Source organism: Leeuwenhoekiella nanhaiensis (assembly GCF_002744755.1).
GTDB lineage: Bacteria > Bacteroidota > Bacteroidia > Flavobacteriales > Flavobacteriaceae > Leeuwenhoekiella > Leeuwenhoekiella nanhaiensis.
This window is the reverse complement of sequence record NZ_KZ319287.1, coordinates 464351-489016: the sequence shown is the minus strand read 5'-3', so window position 1 is coordinate 489016 and position 24666 is coordinate 464351. Positions and strand designations below refer to the sequence as shown.

The 24666-nt window shown below is 43.4% G+C and carries 28 protein-coding genes and 1 tRNA gene; 14 read left to right on the top strand and 15 right to left on the bottom strand.

Annotation, left to right across the window (positions count from 1 at the left end; all coding sequences use genetic code 11):
- Positions 1-53: 53 nt before the first annotated feature.
- The 3 genes from CJ305_RS02205 to CJ305_RS02195 all read right to left on the bottom strand — a co-directional run bounded on the left by CJ305_RS02205 (position 54) and on the right by CJ305_RS02195 (position 1923).
- Positions 54-125: transfer RNA gene (locus CJ305_RS02205), tRNA-Arg, on the bottom strand.
- 90 nt (positions 126-215) lie between these two features.
- Positions 216-1352, bottom strand: a complete 1137-nt coding sequence (locus tag CJ305_RS02200) for a methionine aminotransferase (protein ID WP_099644594.1) — start codon at positions 1350-1352, stop codon at positions 216-218.
- A complete protein-coding gene (locus CJ305_RS02195) occupies positions 1342-1923 on the bottom strand; it encodes a DUF3109 family protein (protein WP_099644593.1) in 582 nt (193 codons plus the stop codon). Before CJ305_RS02195 ends, CJ305_RS02200 begins: the two co-directional genes overlap by 11 nt.
- 206 nt (positions 1924-2129) lie before the next feature.
- Between CJ305_RS02195 and CJ305_RS02190 the strand changes: the two genes are divergently transcribed.
- Complete coding sequence (locus CJ305_RS02190; RefSeq protein WP_099644592.1) at positions 2130-2702, top strand: MarC family protein; 573 nt, start codon at positions 2130-2132, stop codon at positions 2700-2702.
- Positions 2703-2825: 123 nt separating this feature from the next.
- Entirely contained in the window at positions 2826-3041 is a 216-nt protein-coding gene (locus CJ305_RS02185) for a hypothetical protein (protein ID WP_099644591.1), read from the top strand.
- Between the two features lies 1 nt (position 3042).
- Here the strand turns inward: CJ305_RS02185 and CJ305_RS02180 are convergent, their stop codons facing one another.
- The 4 genes from CJ305_RS02180 to CJ305_RS02165 form a co-directional block, all read right to left on the bottom strand.
- Positions 3043-3336, bottom strand: coding sequence for a hypothetical protein (locus CJ305_RS02180; RefSeq protein ID WP_099644590.1), 294 nt, complete (start codon positions 3334-3336; stop codon positions 3043-3045).
- A gap of 1 nt (position 3337) precedes the next feature.
- On the bottom strand, positions 3338-4924 hold the full coding sequence (locus CJ305_RS02175) for a S41 family peptidase (protein ID WP_099644589.1): 1587 nt from the start codon (positions 4922-4924) through the stop codon (positions 3338-3340).
- Positions 4924-5364 (bottom strand): deoxycytidylate deaminase, encoded by a 441-nt coding sequence (locus tag CJ305_RS02170; RefSeq protein ID WP_394340038.1) that lies wholly within the window; start codon positions 5362-5364, stop codon positions 4924-4926. The genes CJ305_RS02175 and CJ305_RS02170 overlap by 1 nt, the downstream gene beginning before the upstream one ends.
- A gap of 91 nt (positions 5365-5455) precedes the next feature.
- Entirely contained in the window at positions 5456-6040 is a 585-nt protein-coding gene (locus CJ305_RS02165; protein WP_099644588.1) for a HupE/UreJ family protein, read from the bottom strand.
- A 135-nt stretch (positions 6041-6175) separates the two neighbouring features.
- On the opposite strand from CJ305_RS02165, the gene CJ305_RS02160 reads away from it, so the two are divergent.
- Positions 6176-6622 carry a hypothetical protein gene (locus tag CJ305_RS02160; protein WP_099644587.1) on the top strand — a complete coding sequence of 149 codons (447 nt, stop codon included), beginning with the start codon at positions 6176-6178 and terminating at the stop codon, positions 6620-6622.
- Entirely contained in the window at positions 6615-7628 is a 1014-nt protein-coding gene (locus CJ305_RS02155) for a YihY/virulence factor BrkB family protein (protein WP_099644586.1), read from the top strand. Before CJ305_RS02160 ends, CJ305_RS02155 begins: the two co-directional genes overlap by 8 nt.
- On the opposite strand, the gene CJ305_RS02150 is transcribed toward CJ305_RS02155, so the two are convergent.
- Entirely contained in the window at positions 7618-8679 is a 1062-nt protein-coding gene (locus CJ305_RS02150; RefSeq protein ID WP_223248780.1) for an endonuclease/exonuclease/phosphatase family protein, read from the bottom strand. The genes CJ305_RS02155 and CJ305_RS02150 overlap by 11 nt on opposite strands.
- An 85-nt stretch (positions 8680-8764) precedes the next feature.
- On the opposite strand from CJ305_RS02150, the gene CJ305_RS02145 reads away from it, so the two are divergent.
- From CJ305_RS02145 to CJ305_RS02105, 9 genes are all read left to right on the top strand, one after another.
- Positions 8765-11602 (top strand): TonB-dependent receptor, encoded by a 2838-nt coding sequence (locus CJ305_RS02145; protein WP_099644584.1) that lies wholly within the window; start codon positions 8765-8767, stop codon positions 11600-11602.
- A gap of 145 nt (positions 11603-11747) precedes the next feature.
- A complete protein-coding gene (locus CJ305_RS02140; RefSeq protein WP_099644583.1) occupies positions 11748-13151 on the top strand; it encodes a DUF5689 domain-containing protein in 1404 nt (467 codons plus the stop codon).
- Between the two features lie 52 nt (positions 13152-13203).
- Positions 13204-13863, top strand: coding sequence for a peptide deformylase (locus CJ305_RS02135; RefSeq protein ID WP_099644582.1), 660 nt, complete (start codon positions 13204-13206; stop codon positions 13861-13863).
- A gap of 70 nt (positions 13864-13933) precedes the next feature.
- Positions 13934-14521, top strand: a complete 588-nt coding sequence (locus tag CJ305_RS02130; protein ID WP_099644581.1) for a hypothetical protein — start codon at positions 13934-13936, stop codon at positions 14519-14521.
- Positions 14522-14619: 98 nt separating this feature from the next.
- Positions 14620-16353: a sensor histidine kinase gene (locus CJ305_RS02125; RefSeq protein WP_189319362.1), complete on the top strand. Its 1734-nt coding sequence runs from the start codon at positions 14620-14622 to the stop codon at positions 16351-16353.
- The gene (locus tag CJ305_RS02120) at positions 16350-16976 is read left to right on the top strand and encodes a response regulator (protein WP_099644579.1); all 627 of its coding nucleotides are present in this window, start codon (positions 16350-16352) and stop codon (positions 16974-16976) included. The genes CJ305_RS02125 and CJ305_RS02120 overlap by 4 nt, the downstream gene beginning before the upstream one ends.
- 87 nt (positions 16977-17063) lie before the next feature.
- Positions 17064-18392 (top strand): DUF5723 family protein, encoded by a 1329-nt coding sequence (locus CJ305_RS02115; protein ID WP_099644578.1) that lies wholly within the window; start codon positions 17064-17066, stop codon positions 18390-18392.
- Between the two features lie 132 nt (positions 18393-18524).
- Complete coding sequence (locus CJ305_RS02110) at positions 18525-18827, top strand: DUF1456 family protein (protein ID WP_099644577.1); 303 nt, start codon at positions 18525-18527, stop codon at positions 18825-18827.
- 2 nt (positions 18828-18829) lie between these two features.
- Positions 18830-19261 (top strand): RDD family protein, encoded by a 432-nt coding sequence (locus CJ305_RS02105; protein ID WP_099644576.1) that lies wholly within the window; start codon positions 18830-18832, stop codon positions 19259-19261.
- Here CJ305_RS02105 and CJ305_RS02100 read toward each other — a convergent pair.
- On the bottom strand, positions 19258-20202 hold the full coding sequence (locus CJ305_RS02100; protein WP_099644575.1) for an endonuclease/exonuclease/phosphatase family protein: 945 nt from the start codon (positions 20200-20202) through the stop codon (positions 19258-19260). The two genes, CJ305_RS02105 and CJ305_RS02100, sit on opposite strands and share 4 nt — an antisense overlap.
- Before the next feature lie 76 nt (positions 20203-20278).
- On the opposite strand from CJ305_RS02100, the gene hflX reads away from it, so the two are divergent.
- Entirely contained in the window at positions 20279-21505 is a 1227-nt protein-coding gene (gene hflX / locus CJ305_RS02095; RefSeq protein ID WP_099644574.1) for a GTPase HflX, read from the top strand.
- A gap of 69 nt (positions 21506-21574) precedes the next feature.
- On the opposite strand, the gene CJ305_RS02090 is transcribed toward hflX, so the two are convergent.
- The 6 genes from CJ305_RS02090 to CJ305_RS02065 all read right to left on the bottom strand — a co-directional run bounded on the left by CJ305_RS02090 (position 21575) and on the right by CJ305_RS02065 (position 24662).
- Positions 21575-22522, bottom strand: a complete 948-nt coding sequence (locus CJ305_RS02090; protein ID WP_099644573.1) for a DUF3078 domain-containing protein — start codon at positions 22520-22522, stop codon at positions 21575-21577.
- 69 nt (positions 22523-22591) lie between these two features.
- Entirely contained in the window at positions 22592-23095 is a 504-nt protein-coding gene (locus CJ305_RS02085) for a DUF2480 family protein (protein ID WP_099644572.1), read from the bottom strand.
- A gap of 4 nt (positions 23096-23099) precedes the next feature.
- Positions 23100-23591, bottom strand: a complete 492-nt coding sequence (locus CJ305_RS02080) for a hypothetical protein (protein ID WP_143469337.1) — start codon at positions 23589-23591, stop codon at positions 23100-23102.
- Positions 23537-23866, bottom strand: coding sequence for a DUF59 domain-containing protein (locus CJ305_RS02075; RefSeq protein ID WP_099644570.1), 330 nt, complete (start codon positions 23864-23866; stop codon positions 23537-23539). Before CJ305_RS02075 ends, CJ305_RS02080 begins: the two co-directional genes overlap by 55 nt.
- A 4-nt stretch (positions 23867-23870) precedes the next feature.
- Positions 23871-24227, bottom strand: a complete 357-nt coding sequence (locus CJ305_RS02070) for an SdpI family protein (RefSeq protein ID WP_099644569.1) — start codon at positions 24225-24227, stop codon at positions 23871-23873.
- Positions 24228-24230: 3 nt separating this feature from the next.
- Positions 24231-24662 carry a SufE family protein gene (locus tag CJ305_RS02065; protein WP_099644568.1) on the bottom strand — a complete coding sequence of 144 codons (432 nt, stop codon included), beginning with the start codon at positions 24660-24662 and terminating at the stop codon, positions 24231-24233.
- Between the last annotated feature and the right edge of the window lie 4 nt (positions 24663-24666).

Here is a 24666-nt window from a genome sequence, read left to right as displayed (position 1 = left end):
AGCCTCACCAGCCCCGAAATCCCGAAGCGTAGGGAGGGGAATCTGGATCGTTGTAGCCTCACCAGGAATCGAACCTGGATCTAAAGTTTAGGAAACTTCTATTCTATCCGTTGAACTATGAGGCCAATTTGTATTTACATTATTTCTCTAAAAACCTAAAGTTTAGGACCCCGACGCTTCGGGCTATGCTATCATTTGGATCAGGAGACCGTTTGCTAGATCGAATTTAAAATTTCTGCGGCTTTTAGCAAGTCTTTTTCCTTTTTGGCAAAACAAAAACGAAGTAGATGATCGTCCCGGTGATTAACATTAAATACCGAAACCGGTATACTCGCCAGTTTATGTTCGCGAGTTAGGCGTTTGGCAAAATCCACTGCGGGTTCATCGGTAATCGCGCTGTAGTCCATAATTTGAAAGTACGCTCCTTCTGCCGGAGTCCAGGTAAAGCGGCTTTGATTTAATGCATTTAGAAACGTATCCCGCTTAGTCTGATAAAACTTTGATAAGCCCAAATAATGCTTTGGTTCTTCCAGGTATTGCGCTAAGGCGATTTGGGTGGGATGGTGAATGCTGAAAACCAGATTCTGATGCACTTTTCTAAATTCCCGCATCAAGTCTTTTGGCGCCAGACAATACCCCATTTTCCAACCAGTAGTATGAAAGGTTTTTCCAAAAGAGGCCGTGATCAACGCCCGCTCGGCAATGCCGGGATAGTAAGCTGCACTCCGGTAAACTCTTCCGTCAAAAACCATATGCTCATACACCTCGTCGCTTAAAATCAAAATGTCAGTATCCCTAACAATCGCTTCCAACTGCTTTAAGTCAGAGTCTTTAAAGACCATTCCGCTTGGGTTATGCGGATTGTTGATGATGATCATTCGGGTTTTTGAGGTGACAGCATTGGCAACGGCATTCCAATCGATTTGTAGGTAAGGCGCTTCCAGTTGCACGGTAACCGGAGTGGCTCCCTGCAACTTGATGGTAGGCTCATAACTGTCAAAAGCAGGTTTGAGCACGATGACTTCATCTCCGGGATGTACAAATGCTGTAATCGCAACATAAAGCGCTTCCGAAGCACCTACAGTCAGGTTGATTTCATTTTCGGGATCGTAAGTCTTCCCACGTAAATCAGCTATAAGTTCGCTAATCTTTTCGCGTAAGCGTAAATGACCCGCAGGCGGGGCGTATTGATTGTGGCCGTCTCGCATAGCCTGGCTTACCAAATCAATCAATTTTGTATCTGGTGAGAAGCCGGGAAAGCCCTGAGACAGGTTGAGCGCGTTATGCTCAACAGCAAGGCCGGTCATTTCAGCAAATATGGAAGCCTGATCGCCCGGAAGTTTACTCTGCATCTTCTTTTCTGAAATGTTCAGCCACCGCTTCCAGTTCCTCGTACCATGCTTCGCCAAACTTACGGATCAGAGCATCTTTAGTAAACTTATAAACCGGCACCTGCAATTCTTTACCCAGTGTGCATGCATCGTCGCAGATAGGCCATTTGTGGTAATTTACCGCGGTAAATTTGGAATACTCCTGCAAACGCACGGGATATAAATGACAGGAAATGGGTTTTCTAAAATCTACCTCACCGGCATTATACGCATCTTCGATACCGCAGGAAGCCACGCCATCTTTAGTAAAGGTAACGTAGGCGCACTCTGCCCCGTTTACCAGCGGAGTTTCGAGTTCGTCAAGATCGGTTTTGATGTGCGTGCCCTGTTCTTCAATGGCTTTAATCCCTTCGGGTCTTAAAAAAGGCTTCACCTTAGGATAAATATCCTTTAAAATAGCGACCTCATCGGGCTCCAGAGGCGCTCCTGCTTCCCCCGCAATACAACATTCACCTTTACAGGCTGAAAGATTACACACAAAATCCTTCTGTATAACCTCTTCTGAAACTATGGTTTTATCTATCTGAAACATGCGACAAAGATACGTTTTAGGCGAGAATACCTCTAAGACTTAGGGCTTAAGTCTGCACCATCCTAAAAGAGCATTTTACCGGCTGCAACTATAAGTGCTCAGGTATAAAATCACCACATTAAGTCTATGTTAAATCTAGACCCAAAACTGATTAATATTCAAAGAAATAGCTGTAATTTTGCGCCCTCAAAAAAAGAAGCACAAGTATGAACTTCGACATTAAAGAAATCGCAACGGCAACCATGATTTTGTTTGCCATTATTGACATCATAGGCAGTATCCCTATTATCATTGGCTTACGCGAAAAAGTAGGCCATATTCAGAGTGAAAAAGCATCTATTGTGGCGGCGGCTCTGATGGTCATGTTTCTGTTTATTGGTAAAGAAATCCTGAATCTGATAGGTATAGACGTGAACTCGTTTGCAGTTGCGGGTGCCTTTATCATCTTTTTCATCGCCCTCGAAATGATTCTAGGTATTCAACTCTATAAGGACGATGCCCCCAAAACCGCCAGTGTGGTACCTCTGGCTTTTCCGCTGGTAGCAGGTGCCGGGACGATGACCTCTCTGCTTTCGCTACGCGCAGAATATGAAGTTGAAAACATTATTGTTGCGATCATCATCAACATTCTGTTTGTGTATCTCGTACTGAAAGCTTCGGGTAAAATTGGGAAAATTCTGGGAAAACAGGGAATTAGCATTATACGCAAAATCTTTGGCGTAATTTTGCTGGCGATGGCTGTAAAGCTGTTTACAACCAATATTCAGGGATTGTTCTAAGCCTCCTGTATCTTCCGGTTGTAATTCAGGCTAAATTATAAAGCCCGCAATGGGCATTTAGAAACCAGATCCGACCAGATAATACAAAATGTGATTATCTGCGGATGACAAAATTTTAAACAGATGAAAATAGCGCTTTATATTTTTCTGGGACTTGCCAGTGCACTGATGATTTTTAACCTTACCAAAATTGACTACGCAGCACCTTTTGAGGGAAACAGTATGGTCGCCGTAATTTCGGTGATCGCCTGTCTTTGTGCAGCATTACTCGTTCTTATCCTGATGATCTCCCGTAAAATCGCTGAAAAAAGTCGTAAGGCCCGTTCCGGGAAATCGTAATTTATAAGAGGGAAACCAGCGTAGGGTTGATAAATTCGTAGACAATACCCGCAATAAAAGTAGCCAGGGCAAGCAAAAGAAACAGCTTATGAAGTCGCTGAAAGAGCAAGGTACGCTTCAGCTTTCTCCGTAGAGGCTTATCGCGAATTTTTTTCATCTGCTCTTTAATCTCCTTTCGCGAAAGGTAAAACGGACTTACCGAAATTCCGTTTGAGATGAGAATGCCCGCACTGTTATCAAGCAATCGAAATACTGCAGCGATGCAAAAAACGAAAATAGATGCGATGATGATCATATCAACTACGGCTTAACTCCTTAATTTTTGCGATGGCAGGATCTTCCTCATTAATGAGCTTTTCAAAAATAGTATTTCCAAAAAGCTGTTGCGCCATCACGGCTTTAAGATAACGCTTTAAATCGTTTTTATAGTCTTTTATCCTGATTTTTAGATTTCGGGCGTTAAGATATCCTACAAACGCGTTGATATCCGCATCGCTAATCTCCACTTCCTGCTCAAAACTCTCGTAAGATAAGCTGTTGTAATACACGCGGCGCTTCTCTAGCAATTCAAACACAAAGCGTGACATAGCCCCTGAGCGTAAGGCATAAATAATGGCTTCCTTTTCGTAATTAGTATCCTTCGGAATGAATACATCTGGGATGATACCGCCACCGCCGTAAACCACCTTGCCTTTGGGAGTGACATAGCGAAGACTATCGGCTGTGCTGATGCTGTCTACACTTTGCATTTCCCCATTTTTATAGCGCTTCAGGTAATCTTCATAATACGCCTGATTACCCTCATCATAAGGGCGCTGTATGCTTCTTCCGGTAGGCGTGTAATAACGGGCAATCGTAAGACGCACGGCACTACCGTCACCTAAATCCATCTCACGCTGTACGAGTCCCTTGCCAAAAGACCTTCTTCCCACAATCACTCCGCGGTCGTTATCTTGCAGAGCTCCGGCTACAATCTCACTGGCAGAAGCCGAGTTCTCATTAATCAGCACATAGACCTGACCGTTTTCGAAATCGCCGTCGTCTGTAGCAAAGGTATTTTCGATCTTTCCGGTTTTATTTTTGGTGAATAAAATGAGTTTGTCTTCTTCCAGAAATTCATCAGCTACTTTTTCTGCAGCCGAAATATACCCGCCCGGATTTCCGCGTAAATCTAAAACCAGTTCTCTGGCGCCCTTTCGTTTTAAATTCTGCAATGCGGTATGAAATTCATCCGGAGTACTTTCCGCGAAGCGATTGATCTTAATATAACCCAGGGTATCGGTGAGCATATACGATGCATCTACACTTTTAAGCGGCACCACATCCCGTTTTACTTTAAAATTGAGCAAATTGTCATTCCCCGGTCTGCGCACCGTAAGATTAACCACAGTGCCTGCTTTACCTTTTAACTGACTCACAACGGTATCCCCTAAAACCGTGCGACCGGTAAGTGACTTGCCGTCAGCAGCAATGATACGGTCTCCGCCTCGTATGCCCACCTTTTCGCTGGGACCGCCGGGTAAAGCACGCGTTACGGTAATAGTATCTTTATAATCGTAAAAACTCACCCCTATGCCTACAAAATCACCCTTCATACTTTCGGTGATTTCCTGAAGTTCACTTGGGGGAATATATACCGAATGCGGATCGAGATTTTCTAATATTCCGTTTACGGTAACGTCAACAATACTGTCTGTATTAATGGGGTCTACATACTCATAATCGATGTAGTCAATGAGGCGGTTGAGTTTTTCCTTTTTTGAATTTCCCCCTAAAATCGTGGAAGATGCAGCGCCATAATTGAGTTTACTGCCTATAGCAATACCTATCACTACCGCGATGCAGAAAAATATGGGCAGGTATTTTTTTTGATAACCTCCCATTAGGTGTCAATGTTTTCTATACACACCACTTCAACTCCCGCTTTTCGTAAAAAATCAATCCCACTGGGATCTTTGTAACCTACATTATAGACCACCCGTTTGATCCCGGCCTGATGCACCAGTTTGCTGCATTCGGTACACGGCGAAAGCGTAATGTACAGGGTTGCACCATTACAGGACTGGGTAGATGATGCGACTTTTAAAATCGCATTAGCTTCAGCGTGAAGCACATACCACTTGGTATAGCCTTCGTCATCTTCACAGATGTTTTCAAAACCGGTAGGCGTACCGTTGTACCCGTCTGAAATAATCATTTTATCTTTCACAATCAATGCCCCAACCTGCTTACGCTGACAATAGGAAAGCTTCGCCCATTCGCGCGCCATACGTAAGTAAGCAATATCGTATTTGAGCTGTTTGTCTTTTGTGATTGAAGGCATAGAGTTTAAGATACCGGCACTACATGTGTGCGATTCTTTGAGTTTGCGAAGATAAAAAACTTAGTCTGCTTCTCATCCCAAAAAACAGGGTTTACCACGGATAATTCGCTATTAACATAGGTATTACCATCCCAATTACCACCGCTGAAATGAAAAGCATCCAGTCGCGTCTTGAAAACCGAAAAATGGTCTGCCCCAGGAAACCCAAAATGAGTACAATGAGTACGATAATGATCTGAGCCGCTTCAATACCCAGTGCAAACTCGGCTAGCGGAAGCAATCGGCTTGATAAATGCGCCGTAAGTTGTATAAAAAACGAAGAGAATCCCAAACCGTGAATAAGACCGAAGAATAGTGCGGTAATCAGCAATACGCCCAACTTGTCTTTATTGGCACCCTTCCCGGCGGTAAACACATTATACAATGCCGCTACAAAAATGGTGACCGGTATGAGGAATTCAATAACGCTTCGGTTTACGCTCACCACACCGTAAGTAGCCAATAGTAAGGATACCGTATGACCCAGGGTAAACAGCGTTACCAGTAAAAATACACGCTTCCAGTCTTTAAATACATAAGGAACGGTTAGTACAATGAGGAAAAGAACGTGATCGTAAGCTTTATAGTCGAGCACGTGCTCAAGACCAATTTTGAAGTAGAACCAAAAGTCTGACATTTAAGGGGTATTTTTTCAAATTTGTCAAAACTACAATTATTTCTGAAAGTTGACTCCAAAAACGTTAAACTAAGCCTAAACGCCCGAATTTGCTGCGGCTGCTTTCGTAATTTCGACACTTAAGCCCTAGACAACGTGAGTACTGCAGCAAAATTTTATTTCGGTTTTTTTATTCTGGTTTTTCTTACCGGCTGTGGAGCTACACCCGGCCTTACCACTACCAAAAAAACTTTGCCTAACGCTCCTACGTACACCTATATCGACACGAAAGGCAACACCTATTCCATCAGCCAAAACAAATTTATTTACGATCCGGTTTCTGAAGATGATACCATTGACGGTATTGATGATGAAGGTTATCATCAGGAAATCAATATCAGCCTGAATGATTATGCTAAAATCGCGGCGGCCTGTGATCGGCAGTTTCAGGAAACCCAAAAAGAACTTCCTGCCAATTACAACGGCAATGTGATCCCAACACTGTTACGCAGATATCCTGACCGTACAGACGAACTTACGTTAAGCATCGAAGGTGTTGACGAGCTGGATTACATCTTAATACCTTACCTGGGTGATGAGTAGTTTAACCGGTCGTATTACCAAAAACGCAAAAGACCTTTTTAAGTTTCTTAAGGAGACCTATATGGCCTGGGACCGTAATGATCCTTTTGCCCAAAGCGCCATAATTGCCTACTACACGCTGTTTTCACTACCCTCTCTCTTGATGATCGTGACCTCAATCGCAAGCGCTTTTATAGGTGCCGAAGCCGTACAGGGCCGCATTCACGACGAGATTGCACGTTTTATCTCGCCCGAAGTCGCAAAATCTATTGAAGAGATGATAAGCAACGTAACCCTGCAAAACGACAACTGGGTAACGCTCATCATCAGCATTGCCGCACTGATTTATGGTGCTACCGGAGTGTTCTTCCAGATGAAAAAGACCATGAATACCATCTGGAATGTGACCGAAAAAAAGCAAAACTTCAAACGTATGCTCATCAACCGGGCTATTGCTTTTGGGATGGTGCTCGTTCTCGGCTTTATGTTGCTGGTCGCATTTGTGGTCACCGTACTGCTCAACATTCTTACCGAATACCTCAGCAATTTCGCCCCTCAGGTGACCGTAATTTTTGCTGATATTCTGCGGTTTTTGGTATCGTTCCTTTTCATCGCCGCACTCTTTGCCGCGATGTTTAAAATTTTGCCCGATGTAAAAATGGGATACAAAACCACCATCCTGGGCGCGAGCATTACCGCAATCCTGTTCTTAATCGGTGAGCAATTGTTAGGCATTTATTTTTCGAGCAGCAATCCCGCATCTGTATACGGCGGTGCGGCTTCTATAGTTTTAGTGCTGCTTTGGGTAAATTATACCTGTCTCATTTTGTTTTTTGGTGCCGAAATTACCGTGCAGTATGCCATCGTTAAAAAACATCGAATCGTTCCCAGTTCGCACGCTAAACTCGCCCATACCGAAGAGATGGAAGCTTTACGCGAAAAAGAAAAGCAACTGGAGGCCGATAAAAAAAAAGCGCTCGAATTAGCGACCAATCCTGAAGAAGAGGACACTAACGCTACTCCCTAACCTCCCTCACAAAACACGCATAAACCGGAAAATGATCGCTGTATCCGCCGGTATAGCTTCCGTTGGCGAAACTGCGAAAGGGATAACCTTTATAAGTTCCCGATGGGGTTTGCAAAAATTTCCTGTTGAAAATACCCGCTTTGTAAAAACTAAACCCGGAATAATCCCGCCCCAGCCAGGCCGCGCTCAGAATGATCTGATCAAATAAATTCCAGCTGTCGCGGTAGGCCAGACTGCCCAGACCTTGTTTGGCCAGTTCTTCCATCGGATTATAGAGATCAAGTAATCCGGTTTGCTTGATTTTGCCTTTGGTTTTCAACACCTTTTTAAGGCTGGCGTCTTTTGGATCGTCGTTTAAATCACCCATACTCACAAGCTTCGCATAAGGCTCTATAATCAAAATTGAATCGATGATTTTTCGGTTTAAAGCTGCAGCAGCCTCCCGTCTGGGCCGGGTGCGCTCCTCGCCGCCACTTCGCGAAGGCCAGTGATTCACCAGAATATGAACGCGTTCGCCAGCCAAATCTCCGCTAACCAAAAGTTGGTCGCGTGTATAAATACGTTTATTATTTTCTTCAGGATCGTAAAGCGGCAACTCAAAAGCTTTACTGCTTAAGGGCTTAAAAAGACTTTTTCGATACAGCAAAGCCACATCAACTCCACGCCGATCGGGCGAATCGTAGTGCACAATCCCGTAATCAAAGGCTGTCAGGGTGTTTTGAGTGACCAGCGCCTCCAGCACTTTTCGGTTTTCAATTTCGGCAACGCCAATAAGCGCGGGAGGGTCTGTAGTCTCATCCGGACCTATTTGCCGCAGGACTTCGGCCATTTTAGCGAGTTTATCGGCGTAGATTTCGGGTGTCCAGTGATCTTTCCCGTCAGGGGTACGGTCATCGTCAAAGGTGATCAGGTCGTTTTCGGTATCAAAAAGGTTTTCCAGATTGTAAAAAGCAATCGTGACCAGTTGAAAATCCCGCTTTTCCTGAGCGTAAAGCACCTCAAACATGATACAGCAAAGCAGGGCCGAAACACTTAATCGAATTTTTTGCATTTTCTAACTAAATAAGCCTGATGAAGTTACATTAATTTCTACTTTAGATACGGTACGCCCCCTTTGAAAATTTAATTTTTTCAGTGTGTACAAATTTTGGGCTTTTGGCCTGTATCTGTTGGGCGTTTCATTCGCTCAGGGGCAGGAATTTCGCATTCGCGGAAGTGTGAAAGATGCAACCACCGCTGCGGGAATTCCTGAAGTACGTGTGCAGCTTAACGGCACATCGATTGAGACCACAACCGATGCTTCCGGCAGTTTTGAACTTACGGGCGAATTGCCGGCGGGAGATTACAACTTAAACTTTAGCGCTTCGGGTTATCTCAGTCTTCAGTTACCGGTAGCGCTCAATCCCGGAAGCAGTATCGAACTCGATTACATTCCGTTAGAGATCGACCTAGCCGAAGCCAATCAAAACCTTACCTTAATCAGTTTATCAGACCTGCAACTCAACAACGAAGAGCAGCGCGACGATATTCTTTCGCCCCTGCTTAGCGCGACCAATGATGCCTTTGGCAATGCCGCCGCTTTTGATTTTAGCAGTACCTTTTTCAGACCGCGTGGCATCGACAGTCAGTATAGCAGTGTGCTCATCAACGGGATCAAGCTCAACAAATTGAGCACCGGCAGACCGCAGTGGAGCAATTGGGGCGGCCTTAACGATGTGATGCGCAACCGCGAGTTTACTCCCGGCATCGCGCCCGGCGATTACAGTTTTGGCGGTCCGGCAGGTACTTTACATTTTGATATGAACGCCACTGCTTTAGGTCGCGGAGGCCGTATCTCCTATGCCCAGGCCAACCGCAGCTACACCGGGCGTATAATGGCCAGTTACAACAGCGGTTTGTCGCAAAACGGCTGGGCGTATTCCATTTTGGCATCGCGCCGATTTGGTAATGAAGGGTATATTGAGGGAACGCTTTATGACGCCAATTCTCTTTTTACAGCGGTTGAAAAACAGCTTTCCGAAAAGCACAGCCTTAACCTGACTGCCATCTACACCCCAAATCGCAGGGGTCGAAGCACTGCGCTCACTCAGGAAGTGCTTGACCTCAAAGGCAATCAATACAATCCCAACTGGGGTTATCAGGATGGAAAACTACGCAATGCCCGCCTGCGCGAAATTGACGAACCCCTCGTGATCCTTTCGCACCATTGGAAGTTCAGTTCACGCAACACACTCACCACCAGTGTGGCGTATCAATGGGGAAAAACAAGCAATTCACGTATTGACAACACCGGAAGCACCCTCGTCAAAACCGAAGATGGCACAGAAACTTTTTTGGGAGGTGCCCGCAACCCGGCGCCTAATTACTATCAGAATTTGCCGGGCTATTTCCTGCGCTTTCCCAATCCCACTGCGGCCAATTACCAGAATGCCTATCTCGCCCGCGAGGCATTTGTAGGGGATGGTCAGCTTGACTGGGGCGCTTTGTATCACGCAAATCGTGTCGCTTCAGAAACCGGTCTTAATGCTGTTTATGCCATTCAGAATGATGTAAATCAGGATCAAATGCTGCAAATCGCTTCGATTTTAAATACTGATTTATCACAAAAGCTGAAACTCACCGCGCGGCTTTCGGCTACGCGATTAAAGAGTGAAAACTACGCCGAGCTCGACGATCTTCTGGGCGGAAGCGTATGGCTGGATATCGACAGTTTTGCCGAAGATGATGCCACAACCGGTGGAGATCTGGCACAAAGCGACCTACAAAACCGAAACCGTCTCGTGCAGGAAGGCGACCGCTACAAGTATAATTACAGGATACTGGCCAGCGAACTTCAGGCTTTTGTGCAACTGCAGGCCACCCTAAAACGAATAGACGCCTATGCCGCTATCGAGCTGCAACAAACCCGGTATCAACGCGAAGGCTTGTATGAAAACGGATACTATCCGGGCAAGCGGTCTTTAGGCAAAAGCGATGCTGTTGATTTTTCCACGCCAAGTGCCAAGGGCGGACTCACCTATAAATTCAGTGGTAAGCACTTTGCCTTGCTCAACGCCGGTTTGCTCACCCAACCACTGCCCTACGCTACCGTGTTTACCAATGCCCGGCAAAACAACGACATACTCGATGAGCCTTCCGCAGAGCAAATCACCAATCTCGACCTAAGCTACATCTACCGAAGTCCGTCTCTCAAGCTCAGGCTCACCGGTTACCTTGTCGATTTTAAACAGGGAAGCGAATTGTCTTTTTTCTACACCGGTTCGTTGCAATCTCCGCAAATCGAGCAGGGAAATGCCCTCGTTCAGGAAATTACGAGCGGCATCAACCGCCGCAATCTGGGAGCAGAGTTCGGAGTGGAGTTCAAAGCTTTACCCACGCTAACTTTTAAAGCCGTAGCCGCTTACGGAAACTATCAATACACCTCAGACCCTCAGGTCTATTATACCACAACGCTTGCGCAGCAACCCATCGTTTTCGGCGATGGCAACGTCAAACTGAAAAATTACCACGTTGCCGGCGGCCCGGAGCAGGCCTATCAACTGGGGTTTGACTATCGCGATCCCGACTTTTGGTGGCTGGGCGCCAGTTTCAACCGCTTTGCACAAGCCTATATTGACGTGAGCTATTTACGGCGTTCGGGCGCCTTTAGTACCGATTTTGACGGGCTGCCTTTTAACGATTACGATCCCGCACAAGCCCGTGTTTTGCTTCAGCAGGAAAAAATACCACCGTACAATTTGGTAAATCTGGTGGGTGGTAAATCCTGGCGGGTAAAGGATTACACCATCGGGTTTTTTGGTCTGGTCAATAATCTTTTAAATACGAGTTATAAAACCGGTGGTTTTGAAGATTCGCGTGTGGGCGATTACCGAAGTCTGCTTGAGGAATCCAACCGGGAGTTGCCGCTTTTTGGCAACCGCTATTTTACAGGCTACGGGACCACTTTTTATGTCAATGTATATGTACGCTTTTGAGATTTTGCTTTTGCGAAAGCCTAACAAACAAACTAAAAAATAATACCAGCTATGAAAGCCCATAATGGGCATTTGGCAAATAAGGGTCATTACCCGCCTAAATAATTAAATAACTGAACCCTAATTCCTGATAAAATTTAACTAGATGAAACCTATATTTTACCAGCTCATCACGCTACTTGCTTTTACGGCTTGTGTGGAAACCGAGTTTGAAGTGCCCGAATCTAACGAAAATGAAATCGTACCGGATGGTACAGCGGTGAGTATTGCCTCCGTTTTAGGCAATCTGGCGCAAAGCAGCGAACCGGTCATCAGCTATCGGGATACGGATGCTTACATCACAGGCTATGTCACGAGCAGCGATGTGGCGGGAAATTTTTTCCGCGAACTCATCATTCAGGATGCTCCTGAAAATCCAACTGCCGGCATTACGCTTCAACTGAATCAAAATGCCTTGTATACCGTTTATGAGGCGGGGCGAAAAGTCTACGTAAAGCTGGATGGTCTGGCGGTAGCCGAAGAAAATGGGGTGGTACAACTGGGCATTCGTGACGGGAACGGGATTACTGAAATTCCGGCTTCGCTGATTCCTAAAAAGCTTTTTAGAAGTACCGAAGTTGCCGAATTAATTCCGTTGCCCGTTACAATTGCAAACTTTTCTCCCGAGCTGGAAAATCTGTACATAAGTCTTGAAGATGCGCAGTTTAACCGCCGGGAAGTTTTGGGCGAAAGCCCTAAAACCTTTGCCGGTGAAGCTACTGATGAATTTGACGGCATACGCCTGCTTGAAACCTGTGAGCCTCGCGGCACGACTTTAGTCAGCACCAGCACCTTTGCCAAATTCAAATCGGTCGCCCTTCCGGAAGGTCGCGGCAGCATCAGCGGCATTCTGTCCCGCGATTTTTACGATGATTTTTACATTTTGCGCATCAATACCGTGGAGGCGCTTTCGTTTTCCAGCACCAACCGCTGCGACCCGGCGGAGTTGCAGTGCGGTCTCGCTGAAACCGAAGGCGGTACGGTGATCTTTAAAGACAACTTTCAGACGCAAACCCGCAATACGTCTATCACGGGCAACGGGTGGACGAACTTTATCGAATACGGCACGCAGGCCTGGGAAGCATATACTGCAACGGGAACGAATGCCTCGCAGGGGATTTCAGCACAAATCGATTCCTATCAATCGGGTAACCCCTTGAGTGTGGGCTGGCTAATCACTCCGCCTATTGATCTTACTAGCTATTCTGAAGTGCAAATCCGGTTTGAAACGAGCAGCAGTTTTGCCGATAACAGTGAGCTCGACGTACTGTTTAGCACCGATTGGGACGGCACTCCTGAGGGGATTACGCAGGCAACCTGGCTTGTATTGGGAGATGCCTTTGTGATACGCGATCAGGATTTTTTTGGCGACTGGTACAGTTCGGGGATTGTAAAGCTTTCGTGCGCAAACGGAGATACGGGCTATGTCGCTTTTAAATATACCGGCAGCGGTGCTGAGGCTTCAGATGGCACCTATCAGCTTGACAATATTAGCATTACGGCAGATTAAAATCTGATACGGAGTAAAAGTGGTACTTTTAAGAAACTAAAACTCCCTGATTTTGACTAAAACTATACTTTTTGCCTTGCTTGTTGTTTGCTTTTTCGCCTGTGATACTAAAAAGCAGCAGCCTGAAATTCCTGCTCAATTCAGTGCCGAACAGATTGACCTGATTATGGCTGCCGATTCGCTTACGCCTATGCGTGTGTTTAAAATCACTAACGAAAGTGATTCCCTTTTGCTGCGCACCCCCAGCGAATATGTAAAGGTAGATCCCAAAGACACGGTGCTTCAAAACCTCATCGCCCGCATGTACGCCACGGTACGCGACAGCCTGTCTCTGGGTGCCGGCATTGCCGCGCCACAAGTGGGTATTCTCAAAAATATCGCGTGGGTGCAGCGTTTTGACAAAGAGGGATTTCCATTTGAAGTCATCATCAACCCAGTAATTAAACAATACTCCAAGAAAAAACAGGATTGCCCCGAAGGTTGTCTTTCTATTCCCGGCAGGCGCGATACGCTTTCAAGCCGCGCCTATGCCATTCTGGTAGAATACGACAAGCCTGATGCCACGCACGAGATTGAAATGGTTGAAGATTTTACCGCGGTGGTTTTTCAGCACGAAATAGATCATCTAAACGGCATCCTCTACCTCGATCACTTAAAACAGGAGGTCAAAGAGGCTCAGGGATTGATGACTATAGATACGCTGCAACATTAAATATACCGGGTATTGGGTATTTTAAAGAACGGTATTAACTATTAACATTATAGCTAACAAAAATCAGATTATGGCAGAATTAATAAATAACATCAACTTAGAAAATGATAAAGATTATCAAGCCCTGTATTCAAGTCAGCTCTATGGTACCTTTTTCATGGTTTATGGAAAGTTTAAAGCAAAAAAGAGTCAGGAGAATTCTAACGCTTACCATATTCAAAGCTTAAAACTTCGTATTCTCAATTACAAAGGCCCCGTAGATCTCAAAATTCAGGATGCACAACTGCTTGATCTTAAAACTGAAAACTATGTTGAAAAGGATGGTGCCTTGCTTAAAATCAAAGTAGGCATTATGGGCGGTGGCTATGAATATGATGTCACAAATTTCCCTGAGCTCAATCTTACAAAATACCCTAAAAACTATTTATACGTAAAACGTGAGGTAAAGGCTATGAGTAAACAGGAAATGAATGAAACCGGCATTTTTGATAATGAATACTACTACCGCGAAGGTTTTACAATCACAGAATACGAAGATGATATCAAAATCGAACAAAAAATACATGACAGGGTAATCAATCCTTCTTCATTGCCTGATGATGAAGAGAGTCTTATAGGTGGCAAAAGATGTCCCAATTCAAAAAACTTTATCATCTGATTTATTTAAAAAAGTTTTTTTGTATACTTATTCTTTTAAGCGGTTCCTGGAGTTATGGAAATGACGCTTTGGAAAACTATTTTTCAAGCTTATTCCAAATGGAATATCAAGAAGCCGCTAAAAATGCTTTCTTATTACGTGATGATTTGGTTGGCCCCGCACAGCAATTAGCACAAACCTTGTACTATGCTGAAAATCAACCTGCTTCTAATGATCAGGGAACTAAAGAGGTATCGTCTGTTAATGAGGCTTTGGTAAATTTAGCTTTAGGCTATCAAAAGATCTACAGCAACCCTAATACTGCACAGTCTTTTGAATTTTTCAACTCAGTATATCTGTACTCCAAGGAAAATTCAATCTTATACTTGCAGAAATTCGCTTTAATTTCAATTCTTGAAGTTTTTAATGTTCAGGTCGAACAAAGCAATGAGCAGTATCTGGAATACCTTGACACCTACCAAAATCTGATTTCAGATGATCTGGACCGCTATTACCTTAAGATGCATCAGCTCAACTATAATCTTAAACACGTATCGTTAAGTTTGCCTCTTAAAAATGAATTTTTTAGTGATTTTGACAAACTCATTTCCCGTCTGGCAGATTTTCCCAATCTGGAGCCCAATTACCTATCCTCAAAAGCGGTTTATTTTGAATTTGAAGGGGATTTGGATTATGCTGACGAGTTATATGACCGAGCGATAAACCTGAGCAGGTCAAAACCCTTTCTTCGGTTTATCGTTTTTAGATCGTTTATACACAAAGCTGAAATCGCGCGGCGAGAAGAGCGTTATTCAACTGCTCTAAAATTTATAGATAGTTCTACTTATTACAAAAACAGTAAAGATACCACACGAGCAAATTATTATATCAATTATTACTCTTCAAAAAACTACAATCTTCTTGGAGAAAATGACAAAGCCTACCAGACACTACAAAAAGCAGTTCGCCTCAAAAGTCTTTTGGATTATGAGGAAAATATGCAGCAAATCTCAAGACTGAATGTAAAGTATCAAACCAAAGAAAAAGAGCGAAAAAATCAGGAGCTACAACAAGAAAAGCGAACCCTCTTAATAGTTCTTATTCTTTCCGTACTGATAATCAGTACGATTGGTTTTCTCGTTTATAAAAACAGTCAAAAGAAGCGCAAACTGGCAGAACAGCAAAAAAACCTGGAACGCCAAAAAGTTGCCAACCTGTTGAAAGATCAGGAACTTGCCAGTATAGACGCTATGATTGAAGGTCAGGAAAAAGAACGTACTCGTATAGCTGGGGAACTTCACGATGATCTTGGGGCTTTAATGACGAATGTACGTATGCATTTTGAAGCGCTTAAAAACGCTCCTTCAGAAGATCTGTATCAAAAAACCAATACCCTGCTTGATGAGGCTTATGCTAAAGTACGCACCATTGCACACGCCAAGAACAGTGGGGTGATTGCCAATCAGGGATTACTTAAAGCCCTTAAAGATTTGGCGCACAAAATCTCGCAGTTAAACGGGCTGCAAATAGATGTACAGGCCCACGGAATGGACACCCGCCTCGAAAACAGTCTTGAATTAAGCCTCTTTCGCATCATCCAGGAACTTATAACTAACGTGATCAAACACGCTCAGGCCAAAACACTCACCATACATCTGGTAAACCATGGCGACTCACTCAATATTATGGTTGAAGATGATGGCGTGGGCTTTGATCCCAGACACATCAGCAAACGCAGTGAAGGTATGGGTATAAACGCCATTGATAAACGCGTAGCCCATCTCAACGGAACTTTAGAAATAGAATCTGAACCCGGTCAAGGAACTTCTGTAATTATAGACTTACCCTTATGATTAAATTAGCAATAGGAGAAGATCATCAATCTCTAATAGACGGCATCAGCTTACTACTGGCCGAGCAGGAAGAAATTAAGTTGGTTTGCACCGCAAATGACGGGGAGGATCTGGTTACTCAGGTACTTAAATACCAGCCAGATGTGGTCATAACCGATATCCGAATGCCAAAAATGGACGGCATTGAAGCCACAAAACATATTAAAAATCAACTTCCGGATACCGGTGTGATCGCCTTTAGCATGTTTGATCAGACCGAAGCCATTAAGCAAATGCTGGATGCCGGCGCTTCGGGCTATGTACTTAAAAATTCAAGCCTTGAAACCCTAAAACAGGCCATTCAAAGAGTAGCTTCAGGAGAAACCTTTTTTGATTCTCAAATCGACTTAAGTCTTATTGAGGCTGAAAACAACGCTTCCGAAAAAGGCGGGCTGCTTACCAAACGTCAGGTTGAAATTCTGCGGCACATCGCCCTGGGTAAAACTTCCCGGGAAATTGCAGACGAACTTTTTATAGGTGTACACACTGTAGATACGCATCGTAAAAATATGATGCGCATTCTGGAGCTAAAGGGCAAGGGCGAACTTTTGCGTTATGCGCTAGAGCGCAAGTATGACTTTTAAAATTCTTAAGATTATCTTAAAATACCAGATATTGGGTATTTTTAGCTCAGATACAAACCTTTAATTTTGAATTACATACTTAAGCTTATGAAACAAAAATTACTTTTTCTGGCGATTTTTAGTATTTCTTTATCTATAAACCTCAGAGCGCAAAATTATATAGGCCACCGCATAGATAACTATTCCGGGATTCACGGGGTCATGTATAACCCTGCAAATGTTTTTGACTCCAGAATGCGTGCAGATATCAATTTAGTTTCGGCCGGGGTCAGCTTTGGCAATGATTATGCGGGCATCAGTTCAAGCAGCCTTAATGCCGACGACGATGGATTTGATTTTGAAGAAGATGCTGATTTAAATCCTACAAATTCTAACAATTTCTATTCAAATGTAGACGTAATGGGACCTTCGTTTATGTTTAATCTGAATCCAAAAAGTAGCATAGGCCTTATCACACGTGTACGTGGTATTTACAATTTACATAATGTAAACGGTGAACTTTTTCAACGCATCGCAGACGATTTTGATTCTGAAGAAGATTTTACTTTTGACCTTAACAACCTTAACGGAACATTACACGCCTATGCTGAAGTAGGTTTAGTCTACGGAAGAGTATTAATGGACAAAGAATCCCACTTTCTTAAAGGAGGAGCAACGTTAAAGTATTTAGCCGGTGGTGGTGGTGCATTTTTTAATTCTTCAAATCTTACAGGCCAGTACTCCTCCACTAATGCAAATGTTACGGTAAACGGAAACGTAAACTACGGGCAGACAACAGATGAAGAGGATTTTGACTTTACCGATACATCATCAGGTTTTGGGGCAGACTTTGGAGTGGTTTATGAATGGCGACCCGAAAACGCTAATCTGGGCAATCGTGGTCTCAATAAGTACAAACTTAAATTAGGGCTTTCGGTTACAGATTTAGGTTCTATAAATTATGATGAAAGCACTATCGGCAAGTATTCTGCTACCAATACAGTCATTACTGAAGCTGAGTTTAATGAGAAAGATATTGATGAAATATTACAGGACAATTTTGATGGTCAGGAGACCGTAGAAACTTCACAAATCAGTTTACCCACAGCCTTGCATATTGCAGCAGATTACCATCTCAAAAATAAATTTTATTTGAACCTGCAAACATCACTATCATTGGTTTCACCTGAATCCCAACAAGCCAGCAGAATTGCCAATATAGCAACTCTTTCGCCTCGTTTTGAAAGTAAATGGTTTAGTGCTTATATGCCATTAAGTATGAGACAGTATGATGGTTTTGCCTGGGGATTTGGACTTAGAGCAGGGCCTTTGACTTTAGGCTCAAGTACGATTCTTACAAATTTGATTTCTGAAAGCTCTAAAGGAGCAGATGTATATATAGGCCTTAAAGTGCCTATATATCAACGAAGCAGATAATCTCAATCAGCGCCTCTTCAAACAACCCGTATTTATTAGCCAACCTAAAAACTCCTCTGAAAATGAGGAGTTTTTATTTCTACCTTTACCGGGTAATTTGAAATCGATAATACGAGCTAAATACATTAAGCCATGGCCTTATCTAATAATGATATTTTTAAAAAACTACGTGTCGCCCTTAAATTGCGGGATGATGATATTGTGAAAATTTGCGCCCTGGTTGATTTTGCAGTAACCAAAAGCGAGTTGGGTGCTATTTTCAGGAACGAAAACCACCCGAAATACGTGGAATGCGGCGATCAGTTTTTACGTAATTTCCTTAATGGTCTCGTCATTCATATGCGTGGCCCGATGCCCGAAAAAAAACCAAAAGCCGATAAACCGACCCTTAAAAAAGACGGGGGCAAAAAGAAAAATCCTCCTAAAACCAATTAAGTATGGATGCAGCACCTCAGGATAAAATGAGTATTCAGGTATATCCTCATATATCTAACCGCGTTAAGGCAGCCTTTGTAGACGCCGTGGTTATCATTCTTTTAATGCTCTTGTTTACGGATGTATTCTCAAGGTTTGAAAGCGTTCCTGATTACTATAAAATAGTAGCCTTTGTTTTTATCTTTCTGGCTTACGAGCCTGTAATGGTCAGTGTATTTGGTTTTAGCCTCGGGCACTTTCTAAACGATCTAAGGGTTAAGCGACATTCAAATCCGTCGAAGAATCTCAACATCTTTCTGGCAGTGCTGCGTTTTGTACTAAAATCACTTTTAGGCTGGATATCATTACTTACAATTTCGGGAAATCCCGAAAGACGAGCCATTCACGATTTGCTGGCTGATTCGGTTGTGATCTTCTTTAAAAAGGAAGTCTAAGACTTCTTAAACACCACATATACCGGAAAGTGATCGCTTGCGCCGCCCAGATAATTATCACCGGCAAAGGTGCGCAAGGGATTGCCTTTAAAGCGGCCCTCCGGTTCCTTTAAATATTCGGGGTTGTAGATGACCGATTTTACATATTCCAAAGGGTTGTCGTACGCTTTCATCCAGTTGGGCGAAAGGATAATCTGGTCAAACAAATACCAGTCTCCGCGATGGGTAAGCGACCCGGCATAGCGGGTGAGCAAAAAAATCATCGGATTGTAAAAATCAGTTGATACCAAGTGCTCGCGCACTGCTTCACTTTGCGGATCATCATTAAAATCACCCATAATCAGAATTCGGGCTTCAGGATGCCGGGCTTTGATTTCGGCTATAATTTCCCGGTTGCGTTTTGCAGCCGCGATGCGTTTGGGATTAGAAAGTTCAACACCTTCCCGTCGGGACGGCCAGTGATTGACCAAAACAAAAACTTCGATTCCATCCAGCTTTCCGTGAACGTATAAAATATCACGGGTAAAATCACGAAGGCCTTCGTCATTCTTGATATGGAGGCTATAGCTTCGGCTTTCAAAAACTTCAAAAACATCCTTCCGGTACAAAAGGGCCGTATCTATACCCCGCTCGTCCGGCGAATTGTGATGTACAAAATCATAATTCAGATGCTCTAAAGCTTCGGTTGTAACGAGATCGCGCAGTACTTTTTTATTTTCGACCTCTGCCACACCCAGAATAGCGGGCGCAGTGCCGGTTTCAGCCTTTCCGATTTTAGCAATAACCCGAGACAACTTAGTAAGCTTTTCCGCGTAGCGCGAAGCATTCCAGCCCAATTCTCCATCTGGAGTAAACGCATCATCCAGAATATTGGGATCGTTAATGGTATCAAACAGGTTTTCGAGGTTGTAAAAAGCGATACTGAGATTATTTTGAGGCATTCGGTTCTTTTTTGAATGGCTTAATTTAAGAAACCCTTAGCTTCTAAATCCGTACCTTTGCAACTTACTTGCATATATGATTGAAGAAACGAATATAGAATACGAAAAGACCGTTCTCATAGGTCTCATTACCCAATATCAGGACGAGGAAAAATCTAAAGAATACCTCGACGAACTTGAATTTTTGGCTTACACTGCGGGCGGGGAAGTGCTTAAACGCTTTACTCAGAAATTAGACACGCCTAATCCCAAGACTTTTATTGGTACAGGTAAGATGGAAGAAGTGCGTGCGTATGTAGATCAATACGAAGTGGGCACAGCGATTTTTGATGACGAATTGAGTCCTGCGCAGCAGAAGAATATCGAAAAGATCCTCAAGTGTAAGGTTATTGACCGTACTAATCTGATCCTTGATATTTTCGCGCAGCGGGCGCAAACCAGCTACGCACGCACACAGGTAGAATTGGCGCAATATGAATACCTGCTGCCTCGACTGGCCGGGATGTGGACGCACTTAGAGCGCCAGCGTGGGGGTATCGGGATGCGTGGTCCTGGTGAAACCGAGATTGAAACTGACCGCCGTATCGTACGCGACCGTATCTCGCTTTTGAAGAAGAAACTCGAAAAAATAGATAAGCAGCAGGCCATACAACGCGGTAATCGCGGAGCTTTGGTACGTGTGGCTCTGGTAGGTTATACCAACGTGGGTAAATCTACCCTGATGAATACCATAAGTAAGAGTGAAGTATTTGCCGAAAACAAACTCTTTGCAACGCTTGATACAACCGTTAGAAAAGTGGTGATACGCAACTTGCCGTTCCTCTTGAGCGACACGGTAGGATTTATACGCAAGTTGCCCACGCAACTGGTAGAATCCTTTAAAAGTACGCTAGACGAAGTACGTGAGGCTGATTTACTGTTACACGTGGTAGACATTTCACATCCGCAGTTTGAAGATCATATCGCTTCGGTAAATCAAATTATGGACGAGATCGAAGGTGCAGACAAGCCTACGCTTATGGTCTTCAATAAAATTGATGCCTTTACGCACAAAACCATTGATGACGATGATCTGGTAACCGAGCGTACCGAAGAGCATTTCACACTTGAAGACTGGAAACAAACCTGGATGTCGCGTGCGAACGGCGATGCCATTTTTATTTCGGCATTAAACAAAGACAATATGGAGGCTTTTCGCAAGAAGGTCTACGAGCGGGTTCGGGAGATACACATCACGCGATTTCCGTACAATAATTTCCTGTACCCGGAATACGATTTGTATACCGGCGAAGAGCAGGAATAGAAACACAAAATCCAAAAAAAGCCCGATAGTATTTGACTATCGGGCTTTTTCATTTTTATATCACTTCTTTTAGAAGGAATAGGTGAGTCCCAGCAAATAGTAGGATTGCAACTGATTGTCAATGGAGTCAAACGTTGGTTCGGTTCCCACCATACCATCTGCTTCATACTCATCAATAGCATTTTCAAGATTTTCCTGCTTGTTGCCACGCAGACCTACTTCAAAACCTACCCCAATCTGATTGAACAGTTTGTAGTTAAAACTATTAATCCAGGTAAAGTTTGAGTAATCGCTGCTTTTATAGCTTTGAAAGGCCGAAAGATTGGATTTAAAAGCAATTTTACCGATCTGACGGGTATAGTCGGCTACGATTTTAGCACCCAGAGAAGACTCGTATACCGTTTCACCACTACTAAACACAAAGTTGTAGTTTAATGGATGTACCACAACCGTAAGATTATTTATTGGCGTCCAGGTCATACCCAGCCCCAGATCGAGATAGCCGGGATCGTTAAAATTATCGAGAATGGTTGTTCGGTATTCGCCTAAAGTAGAAACCGCGAGCTTTTCGCTTAACTTGTACCCGTAAAGCGAAGTAATGTTAAACACATCGGTCGCATTGCGGAAGCCGTCATCGTCATCCGGATCATCGCGGTCGTCGTATTTTACCCAGCCCAGATTGAGGTTTAAGGCATTTCTCCAAAAATACTTTGCTTCCTTTTTGTTAGCAAACGCGTTCATGGTCGCAGCAATATTAGCTGAAGACACATTAGGTGTTCCCTGAGAATACCAGCTGTTAAAACGGCTGAAATTAGCTCCCACAGTACCAAACGCACCAAATTTCCACCCTGGAAGGTTATCAATTTGTGACTGCAGCGCGCTGACTTCTTTTTGAAGCCTTGAGATCTCGGCCTTTTTAGGCTTCATTTCTTCCCGCAGCTCCTCTTCGGTTTTTTCCTGAGCCTGAGCATAGCCAAAGCTCAATATCGCCAAAGCGAATAGAACTAGTTTTTTCATTGTTTAAGATGTTGGTTAAAGAAGTAAATATAAATAAGCCCCATAAATTATGGGGCATTTGCATTAGTGCTATTTAGATTTATAGAGCGGTACCGAAGAGCAGGCCTCGCCAAACATCAGACTTTTTACAACAGACTGAAGCTTTTGGGTAAGTAAAATATATGCGTTTTGAGGTACAGGCCTGTTAGAACAGCCCTTGACGATCACATACTCATCCTGGTAAACCGATACGTCTAGTGTTTCAATTTTTTCGGTATACAAAACGGTTTCTAAATCGGTAAGATTTCCTACCACGACCTTTTTTGCCACAGGCTGCAAATAAGTGGTCACCAGCATATAGGCCCAGGCAGGCACTATGGCATTGGTACTGCAATGCAAGGCAACGTAAGCGTCGCTGTAAGCAGACCAGTCGTGATTTTTTAAGCTATCGCGAAAGTCTTTTTCCCGTAAAATAAAACCTTCGGTCAACCATTGGGAAATGTCGATTTGTTCGCGTTTGCCGGCAGGGTATAAATCCTCCAAATTGAAGGTTTTAAGCTTGCTATTGGCTACGCGGTTTACAATTTCTTCCATATCCTTATTTTATCTTACACATTTTACCACTAATCCACTCCAATTCTCCATTGATTTTCATGGAAGATTTATAAAAAATACAGGATCCATCGATATCGGTAAATTGTACAAGAGCGCCTCCTGAGTCATTAATAAATTGCTCTATTTCAGATAAAGATCCCTTTTCTTTATCATACATCATACGATAACTACAGTCATCAATCCATTTCAAAGTGATATGCGAAACTTTTTGGTAGGGATAGCCCGACTCTATTAATTCTCTGGATGGCTCAATAATTCGTTCAGTTTGAGACGTGGCCGTTCTAACAATCTCGATTTTAAATTGAACAGGGCTCTCTTGCTCAGTTATGAAAACTCCTTCTTTAAAATCATCGCAGCTTAGCTGTGCTAAGCTTGAAAATCCAGAGAAACAAAACAATAAAAAAACAAATACTTTGTTCATTACAACAAGCCCAGTTCCAACTTGGCCTCGTCGCTCATCAAATCCTGGCTCCATGGTGGGTCAAAAGTGATTTCGACCTCACAGTCCTTAACCATATCAATGGTTTTAACCTTCTCCTCTACTTCAACCGGAAGGGTTTCTGCAACCGGACAGTTAGGCGTGGTAAGGGTCATCAGGATTTTGGTCTCATAATCTTCGTTTACAAAAACATCGTAAATCAATCCCAACTCGTAAATGTCAACCGGGATCTCCGGATCGTAGATGGTTTTAAGTACACGCACGACTTTTTCGCCGAGTTCCTGAGTATCTATTTCTTTAGTTTCGCTCATAACGTTAATCTTTAAATTTTTTGTCGATTGCTTTTTGAGTCCTTACAAAAAGGTAAACTACAGCCAGCACTATTAAAACCAAACCAGCAAAAACAGCTGTTTTTCCGTTAGTATTAAAAATCCCGGTAAAAGCTGAAATTCCTGTCAAAATAATCAAAAAAATACCCACCTCAAGCATTCGTAAAGCCGAAAATTTCTGGGCAAAATCCCAGCGTTCCTGACTTTTCATAGACTTTGCGGTTCGGTAGCCGTAAAAATAGTTGATATTTTTAGGCGGAAACCGGTATAAAACAACGGCTGTTATAACAAATACGAGTCCACAAAGACCTGTAGTAAGTGTAAAACCGTTATCCCATTGCATTTCCTAATTATTTTCGGCTTTGGCTTTATAAGCCACTGCATATAGTTTGATTTGTTTGATCATACTCACCAAACCGTTTGCACGGGTAGGTGATAAATGCTCCTTCAAACCGATTTTATCAATAAATGAGGTATCTGCATCTAATATTTCCTGCGGGGGTTGACCAGAAAAAGAACGGATCAAAATCGCGATAATTCCTTTGGTTATAATCGCATCGCTATCTGCCGTAAACTCGATTTTATCCTCGTTGAGATCTGCATGAACCCAAACCTTACTCTGACAACCTTTAATGATGTATTCTTCGGTTTTGTACTTCTCGTCAATGAGTGGCAGCGATTTTCCCAACTCAATCATATACTCATAACGCTGCATCCAGTCGTCAAACATCTCAAACTCTTCTACTATTTCCTGTTGTATTTCGGGAATACTTTTCATCAAA